Genomic DNA, 26,507 nt, shown 5'->3' on the forward strand with positions numbered 1-26,507 from the left:
TGTGATTTATGAGTCATAAAAAAATGTGAGAACAAGTTAAAACAAAATTAATGGGTGAAACAATTGATCCAATTATTTTTAATACTTATATTAAAAATACTAATATTCATTCAATTACTAATAATAATGAATGTATCATTTTAGTTCGGAGTGGTTTTGCAAAAGAAATTTTAACAAAAAATTTAACTAATAAAATTCAAATTATTATTAATCAAGTTAGTAATCGGCAACTAAGTGTTAAATTCCTTGAACAATATGAAATTGAAAATATGCCCCATCAACAATATGATGAATGTGATGATAATTTAAAAAGTAATAAAAAAAAATTTACCTTTACTAACTTTGTTAAAGGAGCTTGTAATCAAGATGCTTATCAAGCATCATTAGCTGTTGTTAAAAATCTTGGTGTTAGTTGAAATCCATTATTTATTTATGGAAATTCAGGACTAGGTAAAACGCATTTATTACACGCTGTAGAAAATGAAATTATTAAAAATAATCCTAATATTAAAATTCGCTACTTATCTTCAGAAGAATTCGGTCGCATGTTCTTAGAAATATATAATCATGGCATTGATGCGATTGAAGATTTTAAGGATTCTTTTAATAATTATCAAGTATTATTAATTGATGATATTCAATTATTAGCCAAAAGAAACAAAACTAATGAAATCTTTTTTAATATTTTTAATCGTTTTATTGATGACAATAAACAAATTATTCTAACTTCTGATAAATATCCTGATGAATTAGATGGTTTTGAACAAAGGATGGTGTCACGATTTCAAAGCGGATTAAGTGTTTGCTTAGATGCTCCTGATTTTGAAACAGCCTTAAATATCTTAAACCTAAAAGTTAAAGAAGTTAATTATTATAGTGCAACGGTTTTTGCCAAAGAAGTTTTAGAATTTATTGCCTTAAATTTTAATACTGATGTTCGAAAATTAGAAGGAGCTTTAAATCGGATGATTTTCTTCTCAGTAATGAACATTAGTGCTGAAAAAATAATTGAATTAGAAGATGTTAAAGAAGCATTTAAAAGTTCAAATATTATTATTGACAAGCGAGAAAAAATTACTATTAAAAAAATTAAACAAATTGTTGCCGAATATTATAATATTCCTGTTAAGTTGCTGATTAGTAAAACTAGAGTTGCAAACATTACCATTGCCCGTCATTTAGCAATGTTTTTAGCAAGAACGCTTATTGATGAACCGTTTTCACGGATTGGGATTGAATTTGGTGGTAAAGACCATTCAACGGTAATGAATGCCTGTCAAAAAATTGAGATTTTAATTAAAAATAATAAAGAATTTGCTAAAGTAGTTCATTTGTTAATTGCTAAATGTCAAGGATAAACTTTTTTAAAGCAAAAAAGTTATTAACAAAATTGTCAACAAATTATTAACACTAAAAATGTGTGATACTATAAAATAGTTAACGGTATTTGGAAGTTATCCACATTGTCCACAGTATACTACTAATACTACAATAAAAATAAATATAATATATATAAATAAGGAGTCACTCTAAATGATTATTACTATTTCTCGCACAAGATTATTAAATGAAATTAATAAGATTTCACGAATCATTTCATATAAATCACCATTACCAGCATTAACAGGTCTATTATTTGAAGTTAAACCTGATAAGTTAGTTTTAATTGGTTCTTCGGGAACATTATCAATGCAAGTCGAAATTAAAGTTAATGAAAGTAAATTACAAATTGAAGAATTGGGAAAAACTTTAATTAAAGTACGATTTGTTAGTGAAGTGATTCGGAAAATTGAAAGTGAAATTATTCGCATTGAAGTTGTTGAAGGTAGTGTAATTCGTATTAATGCGAATAATTTTGATTCGCAATTAAATACTTTAGATGTTAATCAGTATCCTAAAATTTTATTTGATACTAGGGGGCAAGAATTTATTATTAGTGATGGTGTTTTAAAAGCAATTGTTAATCAAGTTGGATTTGCAATTGGTGAACAAGAGAGAAATATTATTTTTACAGGGATTCATTTTTTGTTTAGTAAGGGAAAATTAAAGGTTACAGCTACTGATTCATTTCGATTAGCTAGTAAAGAGATAAATTTTCCGTATTATAGTGAGGATGATTATGAAGTTATTATTCCAGGAAAAGTAATTCAAGAAGTAAATAAGATTAGTGAAAAAAATAATGATGTTACGATAATTATTAATGAAAGAAATGTTGTTTTTAAGATTAATAATACAATTTTACAATCAAAAATTATTGATGGTAAGTATCCTAATATTAATAAAATTATTCCTGAAAGTTATAATAGTAAGATTGTGATTAATAATCGTGATTTATTAAATGCCATTGATCGTGCTAGTGTATTAAGTCACGAAATTAGTAATACTACAATTAAGTTAAATATTAGTAATGATAAAATTAAGGTAGAGTCTAGTTCTAGTGAGATTGGTAATTCTAATGAGCATTTAAGCAAGTTTCAGTTATCTGGTGAGATAATGAATATTGCGTTTCGCTCACAGTATATGCTTGATGCAATTAGAGCTTTTAAGACTAGTAATTTAAATATTAATTTAACGGCTGAAGATAAACCAATTATTATTACTAGTGATGAAGATCCAACATTATTACAGTTAGTCTTACCAATGCGAACTTATTAGTTAAAAAATTAAAAATGCGAGTTGATAAATTTTTATGTTATCTGAATTGTAAATATAAATGGGACAGTTTTTTAAAATAATTGTATTAAATCTATTGGTCTTTTATAAGATAATGATTTTCTGGGTGTAGAATTAATTTGAAATGCTATAGAATTTAAGTCTTTTTGTTTATATGAAGATAAATCAGTAGATTTTGGTAAATATCTTCTTAAAATACCATTATTGTTCTCATTTAAACCTCTTTGACAAGGTTTGCCGGCATCTGCAAAATAAATTTTAACATTACAATTTTTTTCAATTAATTTTCATTTACTAAATTCTTTACCACGATCAAAAGTAATAGTTTTAATTGTTCCTGGTATTAATTTTGAAATAAATTTTATTATACTTTGTGTAATACTTTCTGCTTTATGATTTTTAGTTTTCAAAGGAATTGTGATTTTTGATCATATATCAGCTAAAGTAATAATAGAACTTTTATGATCTTTACCAACGATAGTATCTCCCTCTAAATGGCCAAATTCTTGTATATTTTTAATATTTGGAATGATTAAATTTCTTTCATGAATAGATTTACAATTATTAATTCTGCCCCTAGTTTCTTTTTGTTTATGAGGTTTATTTTTGCCTTTTCTCAATAAATTTTTTTCATCAAAACCCATTCGATTTGTTTTAAACATGTTATATAAAGTTTTTGTTGAAATATTTTTTATTTTATTTTTCTTTAAAAAATCAGCAATTATATCAAGAGCATAATTTTTAGTAATTAACAAATGATTGATAGTATTAATTTCTGTTAAAGTTAAAATTATTAATTTTCTACCTGCATTTTGTTTATTTTTTTGAACTTGATTCAATATTTCTAATGGTAATAAGTTTTGATTTAATAATTTACAAACTCTGTGTACAGTTGATTTACTATAATCAATTGCTTTTGCTATTTTACGAATAGAAAATCCATAACTTTTATATTCTTTTATTGCTATTATTGATTCAATAGTCAGATACTTATACGTTGTGCTAATTCCTTTCTTTTTTTAATTATAGAATTAACACAATTTGTTTTTTATATAAGTGTCCTTTTTAATTTTACATTTCAGGTTATGAATTCGCATTTTTAATTTTTAAGACTATTTTAAGACATTTTTATTATGATATATAATTTTATACTTGGTGGCTTGAATGTATTTCCTAAATGTCCTTAAAAGTGGTATAATTAGTTATATTCGGTGTAAATTTATAGTAGTAAAAACATCAATGTGTGATAGGAGAGATTTTAGTGTTGAAAAGAAAATATGATGCATCTTCAATTCAAATTTTAGAAGATTTAGAAGCAGTTCGTAAACGACCAGGAATGTATATTGGAAATATTTCTAAAGAAGGATGACATCATTTAGCATGAGAAATTATTAGTAATTCAATTGATGAGGTTATGGGTGGCTATTGTAACGAAATTAAAATTACTTTGTTAAATGATAATGAAATTATTATTGAAGATAATGGTCGTGGAATTCCAGTTGATATTCATCCTAAAAGTAAAATTTCTGTTTTAGAAACAGTATTTACTGTATTGCATGCTGGTGGTAAGTTTGATGGTGAAACTTATAAAGTATCTGGTGGTCTTCACGGTGTGGGAGCATCGGTTGTTAATGCTTTAAGTAGTTATTTAGATGTCACGATATATCGTGATGGTAATATTTATGATTTAAAATTTCATAATGGAGGAAAAATCAAAGAAGCTTTAAAAATTACGGGCACAACTGACAAAAGAGGAACGCTTGTTCGTTTTATGCCGGACATTAGTATTTTTGAAGAAGGTCAGTCATTTAATTACACAACTTTAAAAACGCGATTAAAACAATTAGCATTTTTAAATAAGCGTTTAAAAATTATTCTTATTGATGAAAAAGCACAACGCCAAGTAGTATTTCAATATTTTAATGGGCTTCGTGATTATGTTGCTGATTTAAATAGTGACCGCGTTGTTATTCATAAGGAAATAATTTATAGTGATTACCAATATGATGATACTCATATTGAATTTGCTGCGCAATATAATGATACATATCATACGCAGTTATATTCTTTTTGTAACAACATTAATACTTCTGAAGGTGGAACGCATGAAGAAGGATTACGGTTGGCACTAACAAGAGAAATAAATAAATATGCATTAAATAATAAGTATATTAAAAGTAATGATGAAAAATTATTATGAGATGATTTAAAAGAAGGTTTAGTTGCTTTACTTTCTCTTAAAATATCTGATCCGCAATATGAAGGACAAACAAAAGCTAAATTAAGTAATAAAGTTGCTAGACAAATAGTTTCTAATGCGATTGGTAATGTTATTAAAAATTTTCTAATGGAAAATCCACAAATTGCGAAGAATATTTTAGAAAAAACATTATTAGCTTTTAGAGCAAGAATGGCAGCAAGAAAAGCTCGTGAAATTACTCGTAAGAAAAATTTACTTGATGTGGCACCATTACCAGGTAAATTAGCTGATTGTAGTAGTAATGATGCTAAGATTAGTGAACTTTATATGGTTGAAGGTGATTCGGCTGGTGGTACTGCGAAAATGGGACGAGACCGTAATTTTCAAGCTATTTTATCATTAAAAGGTAAAGTTCTTAATGTTGAAAAAGCAAGAATTGAACGAGTGTTAGAAAATGATGAAATTTTAACAATGATAACATCATTAGGTTGTGGTGTTAATAAAGATTTTAATATTGACAGGTTACGATATCATAAGGTAATAATTATGACGGATGCTGATGTTGATGGTGCTCATATTCGAACGCTATTACTAACATTTTTTTATCGTTATATGCACGAATTAATTGTCACTGGTTGTGTGTATATTGCACAACCACCACTATATAAAATTCAAGTTGGTAAAAAGAGTAATTATGTATATTCTGATCAAGAATTAGAAAATTTTAAAAAATCGTTAAAAGATGATCAAAAATTTAGTATTCAAAGATATAAAGGACTTGGAGAAATGAATGCTGAACAATTATGAAGTACGACAATGAATCCTGAAAATCGCCAGTTACTAAAAGTAACAATTGAAGATGCTAGTATTGCTGATATGACTTTTATTATGTTAATGGGTGAACAAGTAGAACCACGAAAAATATTTATTGAAGAGAATGCCCAGTATGGTAAGCATCTTGACATTTAGGAAGGTGAAATAAATGAATTTAGATAAGCAACATAATGTCAAAGATATTGATATTAGTAAAGAAATGCAAGAAAGCTTTTTAGAATATGCAATGTCAGTTATTGTTTCCCGAGCGATTCCTGATGTTCGTGATGGTTTAAAACCAGTGCATCGCCGAATTTTATATGCTATGTATGATTTAGGAATAACTTATGACAAACCATATAAAAAATCAGCCCGAATTACGGGAGAAATTATTGGGAAATATCACCCGCATGGTGATACTGCTGTGTATTATTCAATGGTCAGAATGGCACAAGAATTTTCATCACGCTATCCGTTAGTTGATGGTCAAGGAAATTTTGGTTCGATTGATGGCGATAATCCAGCCGCGATGCGTTATACGGAATCACGAATGAGTAAATTAGCTAATGAATTAGTAAATGATATGAATAAGGATACGGTAGATTTTGTTGATAATTATGATAGTACCGAACGAGAACCGAAAGTATTACCAGCATCTTTTCCTAACTTACTAGTTAATGGTTCAAAAGGAATTGCTGTTAGTATTACAACGGATATTCCGCCACATAACTTAAATGAAGTTATTGATGCTTTAATTTATGTTTTGGAAAATCCTCAGGTTACAATTGAACAATTAATTTCACAAGACATTGTTAAAGGACCAGACTTTCCCACGGGAGCAAGTATTATTGGTAATCAAAGAATTAGAAAAGCCTATTTAACAGGTCGTGATACGATTACGGTGCGGGGAAAAGTAAGTGAAGAAACATTTAAAAACGGTCGTAAAGCTTTAATTATTAATGAAATTCCGTATCAATTAAATAAAACTCGCTTAATTGAAAGAATATCGCACTTAGTAAAAAATAAAGAAATACAAGGTATTTATGCATTACGCGATGAATCTAATCACGAAGGGATTAGAGTAGTAATGGAATTAAAAAATGATGTTAGTAGTAAAATTTTATTGAATAAGTTATATAAAATGACACCGTTACAATCAACACATTCAATTAATTTAATTGCTTTAAATAATGGTCGTCCCAAACTTATGAATTTACTTCAAATTTTACAAGCATATTTAGAACATCAATTTGTTGTTTTAGTTCGAAAAACTAAGTTTGAATTACAAAAAAATCAAGACCGTGCTCATATTTGTGAAGGATTAGTTATTGCTTTATCTAATATTGATGCCATTGTTCGTTTAATTAAAAGCACAACCGCACCAACAGAAGCAATTGACAAATTAGTTAGCGAATTTGCGTTAAGTAAAATTCAAGCTCAAGCGATTTTGCAAATGCGTTTGCAAAGATTAACTGGTTTAGAACAAGTTAAATTAGAAGAAGAATTACAAACATTAAATGATGAGATTGCTCAATGTCAAAAAGTTTTACAAGATGTCAGTGAACAAACAAAAATTATTAGTAAGCAGTTAATAACAATTAAAAATAATTATGGTGATCCGCGAAGAACAATTATTACTAGTGATGAAGAGGATATTAGCATTGATGAAATATCGTTAATTAAAAATGAACCCGTAGTTATTATTTTTTCTGAAAATGGTTATATTAAGCGGTTAAATTTAGATGAATATCGTACCCAAAAACGCGGTGGGACGGGTGTTAATACAATAAATTTAGGTGAAACCGATGATACCAGAATAATTATTATTGCTAATACGCACGATGATATTTTGTTTTTTAGTGATGTCGGTAAAGTATATTGTTTAAAAGCTTATGAAATTAGTAGTTTTTCACGCGTAGCAAGAGGAACGCCAATTATTAATCTAATTAATATTGAACGAAAAGAAAAAATTAAAACTTTAATTGCCGTAAATTCAGAAAATAGTAAACAGTATTTATTTTTTATTACTAAAAATGGGATTGTGAAACGCACTGCTATTGGTGAGTTTGATTCAATTCGTAAAACAGGTAAAATTGCAATTGATTTTAAAACTAATGATAGTCTTGTTGAAGTTTTATTAACAACCGGTGATACGAAAATTATTATTGCTACTAGTAATGGTAAAGCAATTCATTTTAATGAAAAGGAAATTCGTTTATTACAAAGAAAAGCCACAGGAATTAAAGGAATTATGTTAGATAATGATTGCTTTGTTATTGGGGGCTGTACTAGTGCGACGGGAAGTAATATTATTACTATTTCTGAAAATGGTTTAAGTAAAATAACGCCTTTGCAGTCATTTCGTTTAACAAAAAGAGCTACTAAAGGTGTTAAAGCAATGAAATTAACTCCTAAAACCGGTGATATTGTTACGATTAAAGCTATTAAAGGTAATGAAGAGATGTTAATTGTTACGAATAATGGTATTGGGATTCGTATTAATTTGAGTGAAATGAAAATTTCTCAAAGAAATAGTAGTGGTGTTAAACTAATTAAGTTAAAATCAGAACAAAAGATAAAAACTAGTGCTATTATTTCTGTTAACTAGAATTATTCTTTAAATAAGAAAGGGTTTGTTAAAATGATTGATATAAATTATTTATCAGAAAATATTGATGAAGTTATTAAAAGATTAACAACCAGAAATGCTGATTTTTTGTATTTAAAAAAAGTTAAACAATTAAATATGGAACGCAAAGAAATTATTACTAAATTAGAGCAAAAACAAGCAGAACATAATAAACAATCAAAATTAATTGCATCATTAATACAAAAAGAGAAAACTAATGAAATTGAAGTCTTAAAAGAAAATTTGGGAAGTAATAAGTTATTAATTGAAACATTAAAACAGCAATTACTAGTTGTTGCAAGTGAAATTAAGGATTTGTTATTAAAAACACCAAATATTCCTGAAATTACTGTTCCTATTGGGATAAGTGAAGCCGATAATGTTGAAGTTAAAAAATGAAATGAAAACAAGGCTTTAAAATCAACGCATCCGCATTGAGATATTGCGAAAGATTTAGATATTATTGATTTTATTCGGGCAACAAAAATAACTGGTAGTCGTTTTGTTATTTATAAAAACGCTGGTGCCCGCTTAGTTCGTGCCTTAATTAATTTAATGTTAGATGTTCATTATCAATCTGGTTATGAGGAAATTATTCCGCCAACAATTGTTAATGCAAATTCATTAATTACTACGGGAAATCTGCCTAAATTTAAAGAAGATTTATTTCAATTACAAGAAAAAGATTATTATTTAATTCCTACGGCAGAAGTACCAATAACTAATTTATATCAAGATGAAATTATTGATGGTCATAAGTTACCGTTAAAATATTGTGCTTATACCACTTGTTATCGTTCTGAAGCGGGAGCAGCTGGTAAGGATACGCGAGGAATAATTCGTTTGCATCAATTTCATAAAGTTGAGTTAGTTAAAATTACTAAATCAGAACAATCATATGATGAATTAGAAAAGTTAACTAATGATGCTTGTAAAATTTTAGAACTTTTAGAACTACCATACCGCGTTATTGAACTTTGTACAGGTGAATTAGGATTTAGTGCTGCGAAAACTTATGATATTGAAGTTTGAATGCCTTCACAAAATAAATATCATGAAATTTCTTCTTGTTCTAATTGTGAAGATTTTCAAGCCCGAAGAGGAAAAATTCGTTATAAAGTAAAGTCACAAGATAATGCTAAGTTAGTTCATACATTAAATGGTTCGGGATTAGCAGTTGATCGTTTGGTAGCGGCAATTTTAGAAAATAATTATCAATCTGATAGTAAAACGGTTGTGATTCCTAAGATATTGCAAAAGTATTTAGGAGGATTAGAAAAGATTACCGTTTAAGGAAAAAAAGATGTTTCACGTGAAACATCTTTTTTTAGAATTTTGTTTTATTGATTGGATTTAATTGATAGTTTAGATTAAAGATTTTAAAATTTATTTTTTATATAGTTTGCGAAATAGCAGTAATATTTTAAAGTGATATAAGATGTGTTTAATTTTAGATTGTTAATTGTTTCACGTGAAACAATTAACAATCTAATTTTTTAAAATTTATTGCTATTTTTCCTAATTATGTATTATAATTAACATAACCATTACAATAGTAACTTCTGAATCTGGTCAGGACGAAAGTAGCAGCCATAAGGAAAAGTGCTATGTGTAGTGGTATTTTTTTATGCTAAAATAAATTAATAAAATAGGAGTAAAAAAATGCCACATATTAAATATATGAAAGTAGCCATATCCCTTGCTAAAATTGCATACCAAAATGGTGATGTTCCCGTTGGAGCAGTAATTGTTGATCCCAATGGTATTATTATTGGTCAAGGTTATAACTCTAAAGAAGTTAATAATAATCCGTTGGAGCATGCGGAAATGATTGCTATCGCTAATGCCGCTAAAACATTAGGTCAATGAAGACTAAATGATTGTGTTTTATACTCAACTTTAGAACCGTGTTTAATGTGTACCGGAGCGATTTTGCAGTCGCGAATAAAAAAAGTTTTTTTTGCTGTTAGTGACCCTAAGTTTGGCACTGTTGTTTCCCAAAATCAATTATTAGATAAAAATAAGTTTAATCATCAGGCTTCATATGATGAAGGGTTATTAGAATTGCCAGTAAAACAAATTTTACAAAGGTTTTTTCAAGAAGTTCGTAAAAATTAATAATAATTGTAAATAAAATTTTTTTGACTGCCATAATATTATATAATTTTATTGAGAGTATAATCTTAATAAGTATAAAGGGTGGATTACTAAATGAAATATTTAACGCTATATCGAAAATATCGTCCCAATAAATTTAGCAAAATTATTGGTCAAAATCAAATTGTAACTTCGTTACAAAATGCAATTATTAATGATAAATTTAGTCATGCTTATTTGCTTTGTGGACCAAGAGGGGTTGGTAAGACTTCAATTGCTAAAGTATTTGCTAAAACTGTTAATTGTTTAAAAATAATTAATGGTGAAGCTTGTAATGAATGTTATATTTGTGAAACTTTTAATAATAATTCTTGTCTTGATTTATTAGAAATTGATGGTGCTTCAAATAATGGTGTTGATGAAATTAGAGAATTAAAAGAAAAAATTTCGTTATTACCATCCCTTTGTAAATATAAGGTATATATCATTGATGAAGTTCATATGTTAACGATTAGTGCTTTTAATGCTTTATTAAAAACATTAGAAGAACCACCACGACATGCGATTTTTATTTTAGCAACGACAGAAGTATATAAAATTCCTTTAACAATTGTTTCTCGTTGTCAAAAATTTGATTTTAAATTAGTTAATAAAAATAATTTAGTGCAAAATTTAATAACAGTGTTAGAACAAGAACAAATTCCTTATGAAAAAGATGGTTTAGAACAAATTGCGCTTTTAAGTTCCGGAGCGGTTCGTGATTCATTAAGTATTTTAGAACAAGTAATTGCTTATAATCGTGAAGTTGTTAATTTAGCAAGTGTTAATATGCTTTTTATGATTCCCAGTAAAGCTGAAAAAATTGCGTTTTTGTTAGATATTATTAACAACAATACATTAAAAGTTTTGCAAACTATTAATAATTTTCTTCAAGTTGGTGTTGATATTAATAATTTAACAATTGATTTAATTAATATTTGTAAAGAAATTATTATTTATAAAGGTACTACTAATAAAGAAATATTAATGATTTTAGATCCTGATGATTCGTTACCGTTTAGTATTTTGACACAAGAACAATTATTAAAAATTATTGAAAATTACTTAGAGGCATTAAATAATTATCGTTTTAGTAATAATGCAATAATGTATTTTGAAATTGCTTCGTTTAAAAATATGAATTACTTTCAAAATATGGCTTCAATAGTAACGACTGAGGTTAGGCATCATGATGCAATAATTACTACTGTTGAAAACCAGCAAGTTGACAATAAAAAAGAATCATTAACATTAAATGATTCTGAGTTAGTAGTAGCCATTGATGATTTAAAATCAGAGACCAATAAGATAATTATACCACAAAATGATAGTGAAAATCAAGATGAAAAAGATGAAAATGTTTCTGAAACTAATAATATTAGTGTTATTAATAAACCTTTTATTTGAGAAATGACGGATTATCTTAATGTTTTATCACAAGCTGATAAGTATTTAAGAACAGAATATAGTAATCGTTGAAATTTGGTTAATGAGTATTTAACTCATAGTTCGTTTCAGAAGATTGCTAAAATGTTAGTTGATACAACAATTGTCGCTGCTATGAAGGGGGCAATTATTTTATCTTGTCCTATTGAACGCCAAGCAACAATTATTAATAATTATAGTTTTACTAAAAATATGCAAGAATTTTTGAAAGATATTTTGCTTACGAAAAATTTAATTATTATGGCGGTTCATACGCTAGAATTAGCATATATTCGCCAAGAATATTATCAATTACGAATTGCTAATAAGTTACCAACGCCATATGCGCTTAATTTTAAAGATTATTATCGTCAAGAAGAAGATATTATTAGCAAAGAGAAGTTATTAGATAATTCAGTTTATCAAACGGTGCAAGAATTATTTGATAATATTATCTTAATTGACTAATTTAAAGGAGAATCAAGTAAATGACAATGCAATATCCTGAAGTTTTAGAAAAGTTAGTTGATATTTTAAAAAAAATCCCAGCAATAGGGAAAAAGAATGCTGAACGGATGGCTTTACAAATATTTTTGCAAAAATCGGATTTTATTAATAGCTTAGTTACCACATTACAAGAAGTGCGGGACTCATTAATATTATGTAGGCAATGCAATAATATTAGTAATGAAAAAATATGTACGATTTGTCAAGATACGAAAAGGGAACAAAATGTGCTTTGCATTGTTAGTAATTGGCAAGATTTATGAGCATTAGAAAATCATCAAGTATTTAATGGTATGTATCATATTTTGATGCAAGAAATTGATTTACAAAAAGGTATTTCACCAAATGATTTATCTTTAGATTTATTATTAACTCGTGTTAATAATAAAAAGTGACAAGAAATAATTATTGCTACTAGTCCAACAATTAATGGGGAATTAACAGCGCAATACATTAATGAATTATTAAAAAATTATTCTGATGTTACAATTACTAGAATTGCTCACGGTTTACCAGTAGGAGCAACAATTCATTATGCTGATCAGTTTACATTAAAAAAGTCATTAGAAGGTAGAAAAAAATTATCGTAAGGAGAAATTAAAATTGTGAGTGCAAAACCATTTTTTATATCATTAGAAGGAACTGAAGGTTCAGGAAAAACAACTGTTGGGCAAATGCTAAAAGAAAAATTGCGTCAAGAAAATTATGATGTGATTTTAACTCGTGAACCAGGAGGAGTAAAAATTTCGGAACAAATTCGAGAAATTATTTTAGATAAAGGAAATTCCGAAATGGATAAATGAACGGAAGCGTTGTTGTATATTGCTGCTAGAAGGCAACATACGGTTGAAGTTATTTTACCAGCATTAAAAGATAATAAAATTGTTATTTGTGATCGTTTTATTGATTCAACTTCAGCTTATCAAGGTTTAGGTCGTGGTTTAGGAATTATAACTTTAAATGATATTCAAAATACTATTATTGGTAATGCTAAACCGGACTTAACAATTTTTTTTGATCTTGAACCAGAAATTGGTTTAAAACGGATTAAAGATTTTAGAACGACATCAGAATTAAATCGCTTGGATTTAGAACAATTAGACTTTCATCAAAAGGTTTATGAAGGATATCGAATTTTACTTAGTCAGAATCCACAACGCATTAAAGCAATTAATGCTAAACCAGATATAAAAATTGTTTTTGAACAAGTGTGAGTTTTAGTACAAAAGTATTTGCTTACTTTAAATATGAATGTTAGTTAGTTAAGCATTACAAATTTTATTCCTATTTATTTTTTATTTAAAACTATTATTAATCAAACTATTTAATGGAGTCAAATACATGAATGTTGAATTTTAAGATGTTATCAAAGAAATTTATTACGACAATTGAAAATTATTTAATTAATAATATGTTTCCGCATTCGCTAATTATTGCTAGTAATAGTGATGAAATTAATTATCAGTCAGCAATATATTTAACTTGTCGCTTAGTATGTGAAGGTATTAATTGGTGTGAGGGAAAATGTAATAATTGTCAACGCGTAATTAGTAATAGTTATCCTGATTTTGTTATTTTAAATTCATATTCTGAAAAATTAAAAAAAGAAATGATTCGTGAAATTATTAGTAAATTTAGTTTGTCTTCGTTAGAAATAACAAATAAAAAGATTTATTTAATTCAAAATATTGAAGATGGTAGTTTGGAAGCTAATAATAGTTTATTGAAATTTTTAGAAGAACCGCCAATTAACACATATGCTATTATTACTAGTAAAAGTATTAATCGTGTTTTACCAACAATTATTTCGCGCAGTCAAGTTTTAACATTACTACCAATTGATTTTGAGATAGTGACGACAAAACTTATTAATGAATGAAAAGTTACTTTTGAGGATGCTAAGCTAATAAGTAATTGTTTTTCTGATTGAAATGAAATTGTTGCAAATGGGGATTATGCTAAATTTTTGGAAATCAAATTGCTAGCATTAGATTTTATTACTAATTTTATTAATAATAATAATGAAGATAATTACTTATTGTCTAGTAAAATTAATAAATTAGAGAAAAATTATTTATCTTTATTTTGAAAATTAATAATTTTAATAATGAAAGATAGTTTTTTAGAATTTCCACAATATTTTATTACGCAACAAAAATTTATTAAGGAAGTTACTAACAAAATTGCTAATAAACAAAATTATTTTTTAACAATAATTTATGAATGTTTAGAAAGATTAAAGTTTCCTATTAATAAAAATTTACTTGTTGATTATTTTATAATTATGATGTTGAAAATTTAAAAATGGAGTTACTATGAAAAAATTTTATGAAAGTCTTGATATTCAAGAAAAATATTTATTAGGAATTTCTGGTGGAACTGATAGTATGTTTTTGCTAGATAATTTATATCAAGCAGGATTTAAAATTTTTGTTGTTCATATTAATTATCAAAAAAGAACTAATAGTTGGCAAGATGAATTAATTGTTGTTAATTATTGTTTAAAAAATAATATTGAATATGCGGTTTTACGAGTAAAACCAGAACAATATCAGAAAGAAAATTTTCAAAATCAAGCTCGGAAAATTCGTTATGATTTTTTTATGAAAATAGCAAAAAAACAAAGGATTTTTAATCTTGTTATTGCTCATCAATTTAATGACTTATTAGAAACTTATTTATTGCAAAAACAAAGAAAAAGTTTAGTTTCATATTATGGTTTACCTTTTAAGCGAAAAATTAAAAATTTAACAGTTTTTCGACCAATGTTGGAAGTAAAAAAACAAATGATTCTTGATTATTTAGAAAAAAACCAATTAAATTTTCAGGTTGATGCTACTAATGAATTGGATATTTATGTGCGCAATGTTATTCGGAAAAAAATTGCTTATTTTTCAAATCTTGAAATTAATAATTTATTACAAGAAATTAATGAGAAAAATATCCTTTTAAAGGAAGAACAACAAAAAATAAGAAAATTATTGGTGTTAATGACAATTGATGATAAAATCAATTACAAGTCGTTTTTATTATTAGAAGAAAAATGACAACAAAAGTTAATTTATCAATATTTATTAACAATTGATGATGAATTAGTAACTAAAAATTATTTAAAAAAAATTTTAAATAGTGTCCTTAAAAGTAGTAAACCAAATATTCATATTAAATTAAATGATCAATGAATATTTATTAAAGAATATGAATTTATATATTTAAGTAAACCAATTATTAAGGATAATTATTGTTATACAATTACTAACTTAAAAAATTTTAAAAGTCGTTATTTAGTATTAAAATTAAAAAATAATGGTAATATTAAAGGAATGGGATTTTTTGTTGCTAATGATGAGTTTCCGATTTATATTAAGTGTAATGCGTCTAATGAAAAAATTAAAACTAAGAATGGTACCCAAAAAATTAATCGGTTATTTATTAACAATAAAATTAGTTTTCAGCAAAGAATTAATTGACCGGTAATATATAATTGTCATCAACAATTAATTGCGATTCCAATGTTGTCTGTTGATGCTAATCATTTGGAAAACAAAAGTAATTGATTTATGTTAAAATAAGTTAGTAATTATGAAGAGAGGAAAAGATTGTGCAAAATCGTAAAAGAAATTTAGGTTTTATTTTTATTACTTTACTGTTCGCATTATTATTAGGGATTCTAATATGATACTTTTTAAAAGGTGGTTATGAGTATCCTGATTTTAATGATCTTGAAATTTGACTTAAACAAGGTAAAATTAAAGACCAGAATATTACTGCTGTTAGTTGAAAAATGGGTCAATCATTAGGAAATTATACATTATTTGGAACTTTTAAGTTAGGCAATGGGCAACGCTATCAATTTCAAATGGTTTTAGTTGATTCAATGTGAAAAACAGTTAATGACTTGCTTAATGGTGAAGAAGTAAGCAGTATTTTTAAAGGTAAATTACCAACGGTATATAATCCTAATGAATCAAGTCTTTGAACTGAATTATTGCGAATGTTACCTTTCTTATTATTAATTGGAGCATCAATATTTCTTACTTTAAGAATGATGCGTTCTCCAGGTGGCGGTGGCGGAATGAATCCGTTTTCAATGGGGAAAAATAAAGCGCGCCAAACAGAATCAAAAGTTAGATTTACTGATGTGGCGGGAATAAATGAAGAAAAGCAAGAATTAGTGGAAATTGTTGATTATTTAAAAAATCCGACAAGGTATGCACAAATGGGGGCAAGAACACCCAAAGGGGTTTTGTTAGAAGGTCCTCCTGGGACAGGAAAAACCTTGTTAGCAAAAGCAGTAGCAGGTGAAGCTAATGTTCCTTTCTTTTCAATTTCTGGTTCGGAATTTGAAGAGATGTTTGTTGGTGTGGGGGCATCACGGGTTAGAGAATTATTTAATAATGCGAAAAAAAGTTCGCCGTGTATTATTTTTATTGATGAAATTGATGCTGTGGGAAGAAAACGTTCATTGTCAATGGGGTCAGGAGCTGGTGAACAAACTTTAAACCAATTATTAGTGGAAATGGATGGTTTTGAGACGAATGCTGGTGTTATTATCATTGCGGCAACTAATCGTGTTGATGTTTTAGATCCAGCCCTTTTAAGACCAGGAAGGTTTGATCGTACGATTCAATTATCATTGCCAGATATTCGTGAACGAGAAGCAATTTTGCGATTACATGCTCGTAATAAGAATTTATCACCTAAAATTGCTTTTAATCGGATTGCTGACCGAACCCCAGGATTTAGTGGTGCCCAATTGGAAAATGTGCTTAATGAAGCGACATTATTAGCGGTGCGAAAGCGAAAAACTGTTATTGATTTAGCTGATATTGATGAGGCTATTGACCGTGTTGTTGGTGGACCTGCTAAAACTTCAAGAACAATTACGGAAAATGATAAGCAAGTGGTTTCTTATCATGAGGCGGGGCATGCTTTAATTGGATTAAAATTAAGACATGCATCTAAAGTTCAAAAAGTAACGATTATTCCTCGTGGAAATGCGGGTGGTTATACGATTATGACACCAAAAGAAGAGAGTTTTTTACATTCCCGTGATAATCTTTTGGCAACTATTACTGGTTATTTAGGTGGAAGAGCATCAGAGGAATTAATTTTTGGTGCTGAAAAAATTACTACAGGAGCGCATGATGATTTAGAAAAGGCAACTAATATTGCCCGCCGAATGGTTGTTGAGTTTGGAATGTCTGATTTGGGATTGCGACAATTTGAAAGTGCGAAAGATGAGTATATGGGTGTTAATAGTGCTAATAAATTTTCTGATGATATTGCACAAAAAATTGATGCTGAGATTAATAAATTTTTGGATGAATGTTATCTTGAAGCAAAAAAAGTAATTAAAGAGCATCGTAATATTTTAGATTTAATTGCTGAATCGTTAAGAGTTTTAGAAACAATTACTGCTGAACAAATTGAATATATTGATGAAAATGAAAAGTTACCACCAGATGTGGTAGCTGCTAAAAAAACTCAAGAAGAATTTCGGGAAAAAGAACTTCGTGGTGATGTTATTGAAGCAAAACCTAAAGGGAGAAATTCTGATATTTTATCATCAGATATTAAAACTGATGATAATAAAGATAAAGAAGATAAATAATAATCAGTGGTATAATTAGAAAAAGTTGGGAGTAAGTGTAATGGCAAAAAAGCGATCTTCAAAAAAAACGGAAAATGATAAGAGTATTATTTCATTAGAAAATAATAAAGCACTTTTAACGACGATTAAAGAAAATTTAAAGTTACAAAAGAAGATGACTAAAGCTTGTTCCAAAAGAATTTTAAAAGGTGAAATTATTTCCACCTTAGGTTATAAACCGGATTTAAAGAAATTTATTATTGAATTGCATAATGTGGAAAAGTCTTATGTAATGGGAGAAATTGAATATAAAGTTTTAAAAGGGATTGATTTAAAAATTAGTCGTGGTGAATTTGTTGTTATCTTAGGACCTAGTGGTAGTGGGAAAACAACATTATTAAATATTATTTCTGGTTTAGATAAAGCTTCAACTGGTGATGTTTTTGTTGATGGTCATAACTTAACATTGTTAAAAAATCGTCATTTAACTGATTTTCGTTGTAATTATGTTGGATTTGTTTTTCAAAATTATAATTTATTAGATACTTTAAGTGCTAAAGAAAATGCTGAAGTTGGGGAAAACTTAGCTAAAAATAAAAAGCGGGTAATGACATTGGAAGAAATTTTTGCATCAATTGGTATGTCAGCAGAAATGGATAAAAAACCTTCGCAATTATCTGGGGGTCAACAACAAAGAGTTTCAATTGCAAGAGCAATTGCTAAAAATCCTTCAATTTTGTTTTGTGATGAACCAACAGGGGCTTTGGATGAAGAAATGGGACGAAAAGTTTTAGAAATTTTGTTAGATATTAATAAAAAAGAAAAAACAACGATTGTTACTGTTACTCATAATCCTAATATTGCTCAATTAGCAGATATTGTTATTCATGTGAGAAATGGTATTATTGATGAATTAAAAGTTAATAAAGACCCTAAAAAATCTAAAGATATAAAATGAGCTTAATAAAATTGTATTAATAAAACAGTTACTGATAAGGATATTATTATTCAAGGAGTGAAAAAAACAATGTTGCTTCTCTTTATTAACGGATTACGATCAATTAATAAAAAATGAGTGCAGTTTTTTGGACTAATTGTATTGATATTTTTATCAGTAACTGTTTTTTCTGGTATTAATCAATCTAATCGTGAGTTGTTAAGAAGTTTTAGTGTTTTGTTAGATAAAGGTAATTCACACCATTTTTCTTTTTATCCGCTTAATCAAATGACTTTGAAAAATCGCGAAGCAACAATTAATAAATTTTCTGACGAATTTATCAAATATAAAAAAAAGAATGTTAATAAGAATTTTGCTAGCAATGATGTAGCAATGATTTCATTTTTAATTACTGAACATTTTCAGGAAAAATTTTCCTATCACTTAGGAGTGCGGAGCTTATATGATAAAACTACTAATTATCGTAGTAAAGATTTAAATTATACTTTAGTGTTAGCAGATTATTATCAGCATTTAATTGAAAATAATCGTAATCGCAAAGATATGAATAAAGTAATTATTACTGAGGGGCGAAAACCAATTGCTAGTAATGAAGTTATTATTTTTAAGCAGTTTGCTGTGGCAAATAATTTGAAAATTTATGATGGAAAAAATATTAATAATCCGCAATTTTATTTGCCAGGTGTTGGTGATGTTAATAATTTAGCAGTTACAGGATTACGAATTGTTGGTTATGGGATGACGCCTGATTATGTCGTTCCGATTGGAATTATGAAAAGTACGATAACAATCCCTGAGTTTGCTACGCAAACATTTGTTTATATGCAGCCATTTAAGTTTCGACAATTAGCTATTAATAAGTCTTTAATTCAAGAGCATTATTATGGACAGTTTAATTCGGGTTATGAGTGGAATAATATTAGGAAGAATGAATATTTGCAGTTAGAAAAGCAATTTAATGAATTAATAGGGACAAAAATTAATTATAAAGCAATTGCTAGTTTAGAAACAAATGATACTGTAAAACCATTATTTATTCAGTCACGAACTAATGGTGTGATTTCAACAACATTTTTATTTTTAATTTTATTAATTGTTTTTGTAATTATTATTTTTCTTGTTAAAAAAGATATTAATGATGAAAAAATCCATATTGGATTGTTAAAAGCAATAGGATATCGTGATTGAAAAATTAGTTTTAGTTTTTTAGGCGTAATTAGTTTTTCAAGTATTGTGGGCTCGTTTTTAGGTTATGGAGCTAGTTTATTTGTGCAATATTTGTTATCAGTAGTGTATGTTAATCATATTCAGTTACCATTATCTTATATTACTTTTGATTGAGTAATTTTCTTAATTGTTGCGTTAGGACCGTTACTTTTTTTACTAATGATTACTTATATTTTTGCGAATGTATTTTTAAAAAAACCACCGTTAGTATTATTAACTCCTAATATTTCACCACAAATAAATGGTATTAAGTTGTTTTTTTTAAGATTAGGTTCATTTGCGCCTTTTAAAGTTAAAGTTTCATTTTCATTAGTTATTAAATCATTTAGTCGGGTTGTTGTTGTTATTATTGCAATGATTTCGACAACAATTCTGTTAATGTTTGTTTTTGTAACTTCAACGGTTGTTAATGATTCAATTAATAAGTCTTTTTTGCCGATAAATTATCATTATAATTATTTTTATGATAGTAGTTTTTTACTGCAAAATGATAAAAAATCTTTTAAGTATCCTTTTGTTAAAGTAGAAGAAATTAACATTAAAAAAACAAAACTTGGTTTGTTTGACTTATTAATGTTATATGGTGATAATAAATTACAATTAGAAACAATTTTTAAGGATTATTATCTTCCTGCTCCGTTATTAGATTTAATATATAGTCAATTAAATGGGTTTATTAGTAAAATTGAAAACAGTCCTGTTAGTGAACACGAAGCAATATATAATAAATTAACAATGGCAATTAATAACTTATTTTCTTTTAAAGAAACTGTTAGCGTTCAACAAACACAAATGGTTATTGAAAACTGATTTATTTTACGGGAATTAGCGGATCTTTCAAAAACAACTAAAACTGATGCTGAGGGTAATGTTAGAAAAGTAATTACAACAAATATCGGTTTTGATTTTGTTCCTTATCAAGAAGCTAATGAGTTACCATATTTGTTGCTTCTTGGTGAAGCGATTAGTAATAATAATAAGGCATTAGGAAGTTTGATGGTTCATAGTGTTGATTTTGAACATCACAAAGCGTTTTTAAAATTAGAAGATGAGAATGAAAATAATTTATATCCATTATTAGAACAAGAATTAGTCAATTGAAATGAAGCTAAAGATATTAATGAACCAATACCATTAGTAATTAATTCAGTAATGGCAACTTTGCACGATTTAACAGTTGCTGATTATTTTGTAATTGAGTTTAAATATAATGATACTATCCAAAAAGTAAATTTTAAAATTGTTGGGATTGCTGATTTTTATCAAAATTCTTATGTATATGCACCCCTTGATGCGATGCGTTTTGTTTTTGGTTTAGATAATAATTCTTATAATGCTAAATATTCACAACAAGATAGTTTAGAAGTTCAAGATTGAATAACTTTAAGAACTGATGGTAATAATAATTTACAAGGTTTAAAACCATTGTTAAATTCATTATTGGATATGAGTGCTGTTAAGCAAATTGCTTTGAAATATAATAATATCATTGCAATTATGATTGCAATTATAATATTTTTTGCAACAACAATTTCTGTGGTTATATTAGTAATGATTACTAATATTGTTATTACTGAGAATAAGAAGATGATTATTGTTTTTCAAACTTTAGGTTATAAAATTCATGAAGTGTCAAATATTATTATGAGTGCCTATATTCCAACGATTATTATTGCATTTTTAGTTGGCGTGGCAATAAGTATTATTATTTTAAAAGAATTATTTATCTTTGTTGCGAAATTAACTGAATTTAGTTTACCGGTTAATTGACAGTGATGACATATTATAGTAGGGATTGCTATTGAGTTAGTAGTATATTTGGTATCATATTTTGTTGGTGTTTTTAAACTTCATCAACAAAGTATTGTGCAAAAAATTAAGGAATTTCAAGAATAGAATTTTTTAATGTATAATTTAAATAATGCGAAAAAAGCAGGGTAACATATTTTAAAAGGAGTTTAATAGTGAAAAAAAGGAAATGACAAGGTTTTAATCTTGGAAAACTCAAAAACTATTACATTCTTAAAAACGCTTTTAAATCAGTTTTAAGAAATAAGATTCAAATGATAGGATTAGTTCTTTTAATAGTTTTAACGGCAGTTATTTTTACTTTAATGTATACAACAACACAAAGAATTAATAATTCTTATGAGAATTTTATTACGGCATCTAATTTACATCATTTTGTTGTTGATTTAAGAAATAAAAATCGGATTCCAGGAAAAGAAGCTGATGAAACTGATGTTAATGTTCAAAAGGCATTAGTTGAGAAAACTGCTTATGTTCAATGAGCAATGGAAAAAGTCAGAGTTGCTAATGAAACAAATAATAATTTTGTGTTTGCATATCGTGAAGGACGAATGGTTTCTCGTGTTATTGATAATAATGTAAGTTTGTTTAAAGTTATTGCTCTTGAAATTCAAGATACGATTGATAAATTAGTTATTACAGAAGGTCGCAATATTGAAGCTGAGCAGGAAGTGGTGTTATCACTTGAATTTGCTAATGAAAATAAATATCGTGTTGGTGATATTATTTGTTTACAGTCAGAACAGTGTGATGTTAATAATCCTGATAATAATGCTTTAGAAATTGTCGGGCTAGGAACTTCTGTTGATTATATGTTTCCCCAACTTGATTTAACAACGCCAATTCCTAATCAAGCGCGTGAGGGGATGGCATTTGTTCATCCGCACCAATTAGGACTTTTTAGTCCTAATAATACGCAATTAATTGAAAAAGGTATTAAATGACAATATAATAAAAGTGTTGAAAAGGTTTCGTTAACTTCTGAAGTTGATCGTGAAGGATATTTTGTTGCTCAGTGAACTGCTGGTAGTGAACAAAATATTTCCTTAATTCAAAAACAATTACAAGATTATTTTCTTAGTAATGATGGTAATAATGATTTTGTATTTGCGGTTAATGATGCCAATTATCCTGAATATGATTTTAGTGGTCGTGTTAATACGCTAAAAACAATTTTGGTTGCTTATCAAATTATGGCGATTGCTTTGCTATTAATGGTGCTTATCATTGCGGGATTTGTGATTGCATTAGTAACAAAAAAACGCGTTCAAAATTCTCGTACGCAAATTGGTGTTTTAAAAAGTTTAGGTTATTCTTCGTTTAGTATTGCCCAAGGGTTTTTAGTATATCCATTAATTTCTGCTATTGTTGGGGGAATTATTGGATATTTAGTTGGTATTTTTTTACAAATTCCTATTATAAGTGTATTTAATTGATATTTTACGCTTCCATTAGGGAAATTTAGTTTTAATTGGCTATCATTATTATTTTCAATTGGTGGAACTTTTCTTTTATTAGGTTTAATAACAATTGTGGCCTCAATTTGATATATTAAAGGTAGTCCTTTGAAATTATTGCATCCTGAAGAAAATATGGGGGCAACGATTTTAACAAGATGATTTAATTATTTAAATCGTGGCAAACAATTTACAACGCGGTTTCGTTGAGCAGTTTTTTCAAAATCAATTACGAAGATGTTAACAGTAATGATTACAATGGTTTCAGCAACATTGTTATTAACATTTTCCATTACGGGTCCAAAAGCTTTACAAGATATGCGAACCGCAACTTATAAGGGAATTAATTATGAATCAATTACTGAATATGAAACTCCGATTTGAAATTCAATGCTTTCATCATATGGTGTTTATAATCCAGAAATTACAAATAATCAACAAGGGATTAATGGTGATCTTTATTCTCTAAAATTAATGGTTGAAGAGGAAATCAAGCCGAATGTCAAACGCTATCGTCCGATGTTGTTAGAATTAATAAAGCTCGCAACTTTAAATTATCGTCTTTTTGATTTAAATTTTTACCTTAATTCAATTTTAACGAAGTTAGAGCCAACAGCTACATTAACACCGTTTAAAGATATTACTTGCATGCTGGCGGTTGATGGTTGGAATGATAAAACAGAAGCCGAGCAGGCAAAGTATGCAATTACTGATTGTATCATTATTGGTACGACAAAAAAGTCGCCTTATTTTGTTCGTAGTAAGTTATCATCATTAGAATTAACTTTAAGAAAAATTGAAGTTAGTTTAGCAATTGATATTTTACAGTCGAGAGATTTAATGAATCCTACTGCAGAGTTTACTAATGGTAATCCGTTAACTTTACAAGAAAATAATGGCTTTATTGATGAAATGACTGTTGCTGCTACTAATGATGCTGATTATAAAAACCGCTATGATGTGGTGTTAAAAATTTATGAAGAAATTAAAAAGCGACTTAATAATGGTCAAAGTGCTAATCCAAGTAAAGATGATGAACAATGAAATCGGTATTTAAATAAGGTGATAATAAAACTGAAAGCAATTGCTAATGATTTAGAACTTACTAAAACCTTTAATATTCAATTTGGATTGACGCCCTATAATCCTGATGAAGATGAGTTAGCAACTTATTTTAAACCTAATATTGAAACAATTTCTCGTGGTAATATTACTTATGAAAATAAAAAAATGTTAAAGCTTAAAGCTTATGGTATTGAACGAAGTAGTAAAATGAATCTTTTGTTAGATAAAGATAATAATAATCTTTTAGAAGCAATGTATGAAAATCATTCGCTTAATGCGGAAATTATTCCTGTAGTTATTAATCAAACTATTGCTAAACATTTGCAAATTAATCAAGGTGACATTTTAGATATTAATCCTAATAAGCAATCATTATATTCTAAAATTGCTACGGCTGATAGTAAGAATGTTGACCTGAAAAAATGGCATCTAAAAGGATTAAGTACTGGTTTTCAACAAGTGACAAATAATGATATTGCAGGAGTTCAAGGATTGTATTTTTCAATGGGTGATGTTCCTTCACCAATGTATGAGAAAATTACTAGTGGTGATGTTTATATTAAAACTGAAGATAATCAAAATCAAAAAATGCGCGTTATTGGTATCCAAGAGGGTTATGGTGATCCTAAAATGTTTTTACCTAAATATGATGCTGATGTGATGTTAGGTTATATTGAAAAAGGTAAAAGTTGAGAGCTTTCAGAACATTATGAGAAAATTAAAGATATATTTCAAGAAGTTACTCACTTTGCTAATGATACAACGCCAGAATTTAAGCAAAGATTTCCTAATATGACTTATGATGAGTCTGTGCAGGCAATGTTTCCTTTGTTTAATGCTAAATTTTCATTAAATAAAAATATTACTGATATTACTGATAGTATTAGTGTGGCGCAAATGTATGGTGATTTTACGCAGTTAACATTAAATGGTATGGTAACTAAGGATGAGGTTTCTGGTGATTTAGTTCAAAAGTATATTGGATTAGGACAAGGAGCAATTGCTTTTGCAATGCCGATTGCAACACATCAATCGGTATTTGATGAAATTAAAGGTATTGCTGATTCAATATTATGGGCTTTTATGGCGATTTCTTTATTAATATCATTTGTGACAATTTTAATTACTTCTAATATAATTATTACTGAAAATAGTCGGTTAATTGCAACAATGAAAGTTATTGGTTATAGTGATTATAAAATTAATTGATTAACATTAGGAATGTATTTACCCATTGTGTTTATTGCTTTTGTTATTGGTTTTCCTGTGGCGTGGGTAATTATGAATCAGTTAGTTAATTATTTAGCATTGAATTCAACATGAGTTATGCCGTTTTACTTTAATTGGGGACTAATCTTTGCGGTTTTAGTGATTATTTTAGCAATTTATGCGATTACATTTGTTGTTGGTTGATTTATTTTAAAACGCGTCAATCCAATTGAAGCTTTAAAAATAAATGATTAATTTAGATATTTAAATTAATTGCAGATAATTGTATAATAAAATAAAAAGGAGTTGGTTTAAGTGAGAAAAAATTTAATCGTTTTTTCTTTGTTAGGAACATCGTTAATAACACCTAATTTAATTAATTATCAACAGAGTAATCGTGAAAATGTTAGACAAATGAAAGTATATCGGGATATGAAAAAACATTATGTTAATACAAAGTTTTATGCTGAGCATACAGGATATGAATATATTCCAATATATAATTTTCATTATGTAAATAATTTTATTAAATCATATTCTGCTTTAAGAAATACGATGATTAAGGTTATTGAAAAATATCAATATCAAGGTTATAGTAATTTTCTTTGAAGGCAATTTTCAAAATGGAAAAAAGAATCGCAGGTTCCAATATATGCTGAGGAATTAGCAAAACGATTTTACCATCATATTGCCCCAACATATTGAACCTTAATTTAGTTTAATTTGTACCTTATCATCGCTTAATGATAAGGTATTTTTTGTTATTAAAACACAAGTGGTTTTTTTGATGTGCATAGTGTTATTAT

The 26,507-nt window shown here is 27.5% G+C and carries 17 protein-coding genes and 1 other RNA gene; 17 read left to right on the plus strand and 1 reads right to left on the minus strand.

Translation table 4 applies throughout. From position 1 onward, the window contains the following. Nucleotides 1-8: 8 nt before the first annotated feature. Together dnaA and dnaN are read left to right on the plus strand one after the other, a co-directional pair. Entirely contained in the window at nucleotides 9-1,358 is a 1,350-nt protein-coding gene (gene dnaA / locus AACK97_RS00005; RefSeq protein ID WP_338969023.1) for a chromosomal replication initiator protein DnaA, read from the plus strand. 175 nt (nucleotides 1,359-1,533) lie between these two features. Then, nucleotides 1,534-2,655 carry a DNA polymerase III subunit beta gene (gene dnaN, locus AACK97_RS00010; RefSeq protein ID WP_338967809.1) on the plus strand — a complete coding sequence of 374 codons (1,122 nt, stop codon included), beginning with the start codon at nucleotides 1,534-1,536 and terminating at the stop codon, nucleotides 2,653-2,655. A 71-nt stretch (nucleotides 2,656-2,726) separates the two neighbouring features. Here the strand turns inward: dnaN and AACK97_RS00015 are convergent, their stop codons facing one another. Further along, nucleotides 2,727-3,680, minus strand: a complete 954-nt coding sequence (locus AACK97_RS00015; RefSeq protein ID WP_338969024.1) for an IS30 family transposase — start codon at nucleotides 3,678-3,680, stop codon at nucleotides 2,727-2,729. 251 nt (nucleotides 3,681-3,931) lie between these two features. Between AACK97_RS00015 and gyrB the strand changes: the two genes are divergently transcribed. The 15 genes from gyrB to AACK97_RS00090 all read left to right on the plus strand — a co-directional run bounded on the left by gyrB (nucleotide 3,932) and on the right by AACK97_RS00090 (nucleotide 26,418). Beyond that, complete coding sequence (gene gyrB, locus AACK97_RS00020; protein ID WP_422397253.1) at nucleotides 3,932-5,842, plus strand: DNA topoisomerase (ATP-hydrolyzing) subunit B; 1,911 nt, start codon at nucleotides 3,932-3,934, stop codon at nucleotides 5,840-5,842. A 13-nt stretch (nucleotides 5,843-5,855) separates the two neighbouring features. After that, a complete protein-coding gene (gene gyrA, locus AACK97_RS00025; RefSeq protein ID WP_338967811.1) occupies nucleotides 5,856-8,294 on the plus strand; it encodes a DNA gyrase subunit A in 2,439 nt (812 codons plus the stop codon). 33 nt (nucleotides 8,295-8,327) lie between these two features. Beyond that, on the plus strand, nucleotides 8,328-9,608 hold the full coding sequence (gene serS, locus AACK97_RS00030) for a serine--tRNA ligase (protein WP_338967812.1): 1,281 nt from the start codon (nucleotides 8,328-8,330) through the stop codon (nucleotides 9,606-9,608). Nucleotides 9,609-9,851: 243 nt separating this feature from the next. Next, an RNA gene (ffs, locus tag AACK97_RS00035) (signal recognition particle sRNA small type) lies at nucleotides 9,852-9,946 on the plus strand. 31 nt (nucleotides 9,947-9,977) lie between these two features. Further along, nucleotides 9,978-10,433, plus strand: a complete 456-nt coding sequence (locus tag AACK97_RS00040; protein ID WP_338967813.1) for a nucleoside deaminase — start codon at nucleotides 9,978-9,980, stop codon at nucleotides 10,431-10,433. Nucleotides 10,434-10,526: 93 nt separating this feature from the next. Continuing rightward, nucleotides 10,527-12,344, plus strand: a complete 1,818-nt coding sequence (dnaX, locus tag AACK97_RS00045; protein WP_338967814.1) for a DNA polymerase III subunit gamma/tau — start codon at nucleotides 10,527-10,529, stop codon at nucleotides 12,342-12,344. Between the two features lie 20 nt (nucleotides 12,345-12,364). Beyond that, nucleotides 12,365-12,973 carry a recombination mediator RecR gene (gene recR / locus AACK97_RS00050; RefSeq protein ID WP_338967816.1) on the plus strand — a complete coding sequence of 203 codons (609 nt, stop codon included), beginning with the start codon at nucleotides 12,365-12,367 and terminating at the stop codon, nucleotides 12,971-12,973. Between the two features lie 15 nt (nucleotides 12,974-12,988). After that, nucleotides 12,989-13,645 carry a dTMP kinase gene (gene tmk, locus AACK97_RS00055; protein WP_338967817.1) on the plus strand — a complete coding sequence of 219 codons (657 nt, stop codon included), beginning with the start codon at nucleotides 12,989-12,991 and terminating at the stop codon, nucleotides 13,643-13,645. A gap of 83 nt (nucleotides 13,646-13,728) precedes the next feature. Continuing rightward, nucleotides 13,729-14,685 (plus strand): hypothetical protein, encoded by a 957-nt coding sequence (locus AACK97_RS00060; RefSeq protein WP_338967819.1) that lies wholly within the window; start codon nucleotides 13,729-13,731, stop codon nucleotides 14,683-14,685. Between the two features lie 13 nt (nucleotides 14,686-14,698). Next, nucleotides 14,699-15,955, plus strand: coding sequence for a tRNA lysidine(34) synthetase TilS (tilS, locus tag AACK97_RS00065; protein WP_338967821.1), 1,257 nt, complete (start codon nucleotides 14,699-14,701; stop codon nucleotides 15,953-15,955). 29 nt (nucleotides 15,956-15,984) lie between these two features. Next, nucleotides 15,985-17,997: an ATP-dependent zinc metalloprotease FtsH gene (gene ftsH / locus AACK97_RS00070; protein ID WP_338967822.1), complete on the plus strand. Its 2,013-nt coding sequence runs from the start codon at nucleotides 15,985-15,987 to the stop codon at nucleotides 17,995-17,997. 40 nt (nucleotides 17,998-18,037) lie between these two features. Continuing rightward, entirely contained in the window at nucleotides 18,038-18,940 is a 903-nt protein-coding gene (locus tag AACK97_RS00075; RefSeq protein ID WP_338967823.1) for an ABC transporter ATP-binding protein, read from the plus strand. A gap of 63 nt (nucleotides 18,941-19,003) precedes the next feature. Beyond that, entirely contained in the window at nucleotides 19,004-22,057 is a 3,054-nt protein-coding gene (locus AACK97_RS00080) for an ABC transporter permease (protein ID WP_338967824.1), read from the plus strand. 68 nt (nucleotides 22,058-22,125) lie between these two features. Further along, nucleotides 22,126-25,956, plus strand: coding sequence for an ABC transporter permease (locus AACK97_RS00085; RefSeq protein WP_338967826.1), 3,831 nt, complete (start codon nucleotides 22,126-22,128; stop codon nucleotides 25,954-25,956). A gap of 60 nt (nucleotides 25,957-26,016) precedes the next feature. Beyond that, complete coding sequence (locus AACK97_RS00090; RefSeq protein WP_338967828.1) at nucleotides 26,017-26,418, plus strand: hypothetical protein; 402 nt, start codon at nucleotides 26,017-26,019, stop codon at nucleotides 26,416-26,418. Nucleotides 26,419-26,507: the final 89 nt, after the last annotated feature.

It is taken from the genome of Spiroplasma endosymbiont of Lonchoptera lutea (assembly GCF_964019715.1).
In the GTDB taxonomy this organism is placed as follows: Bacteria; Bacillota_I; Bacilli_A; order Mycoplasmatales; family Nriv7; genus Nriv7.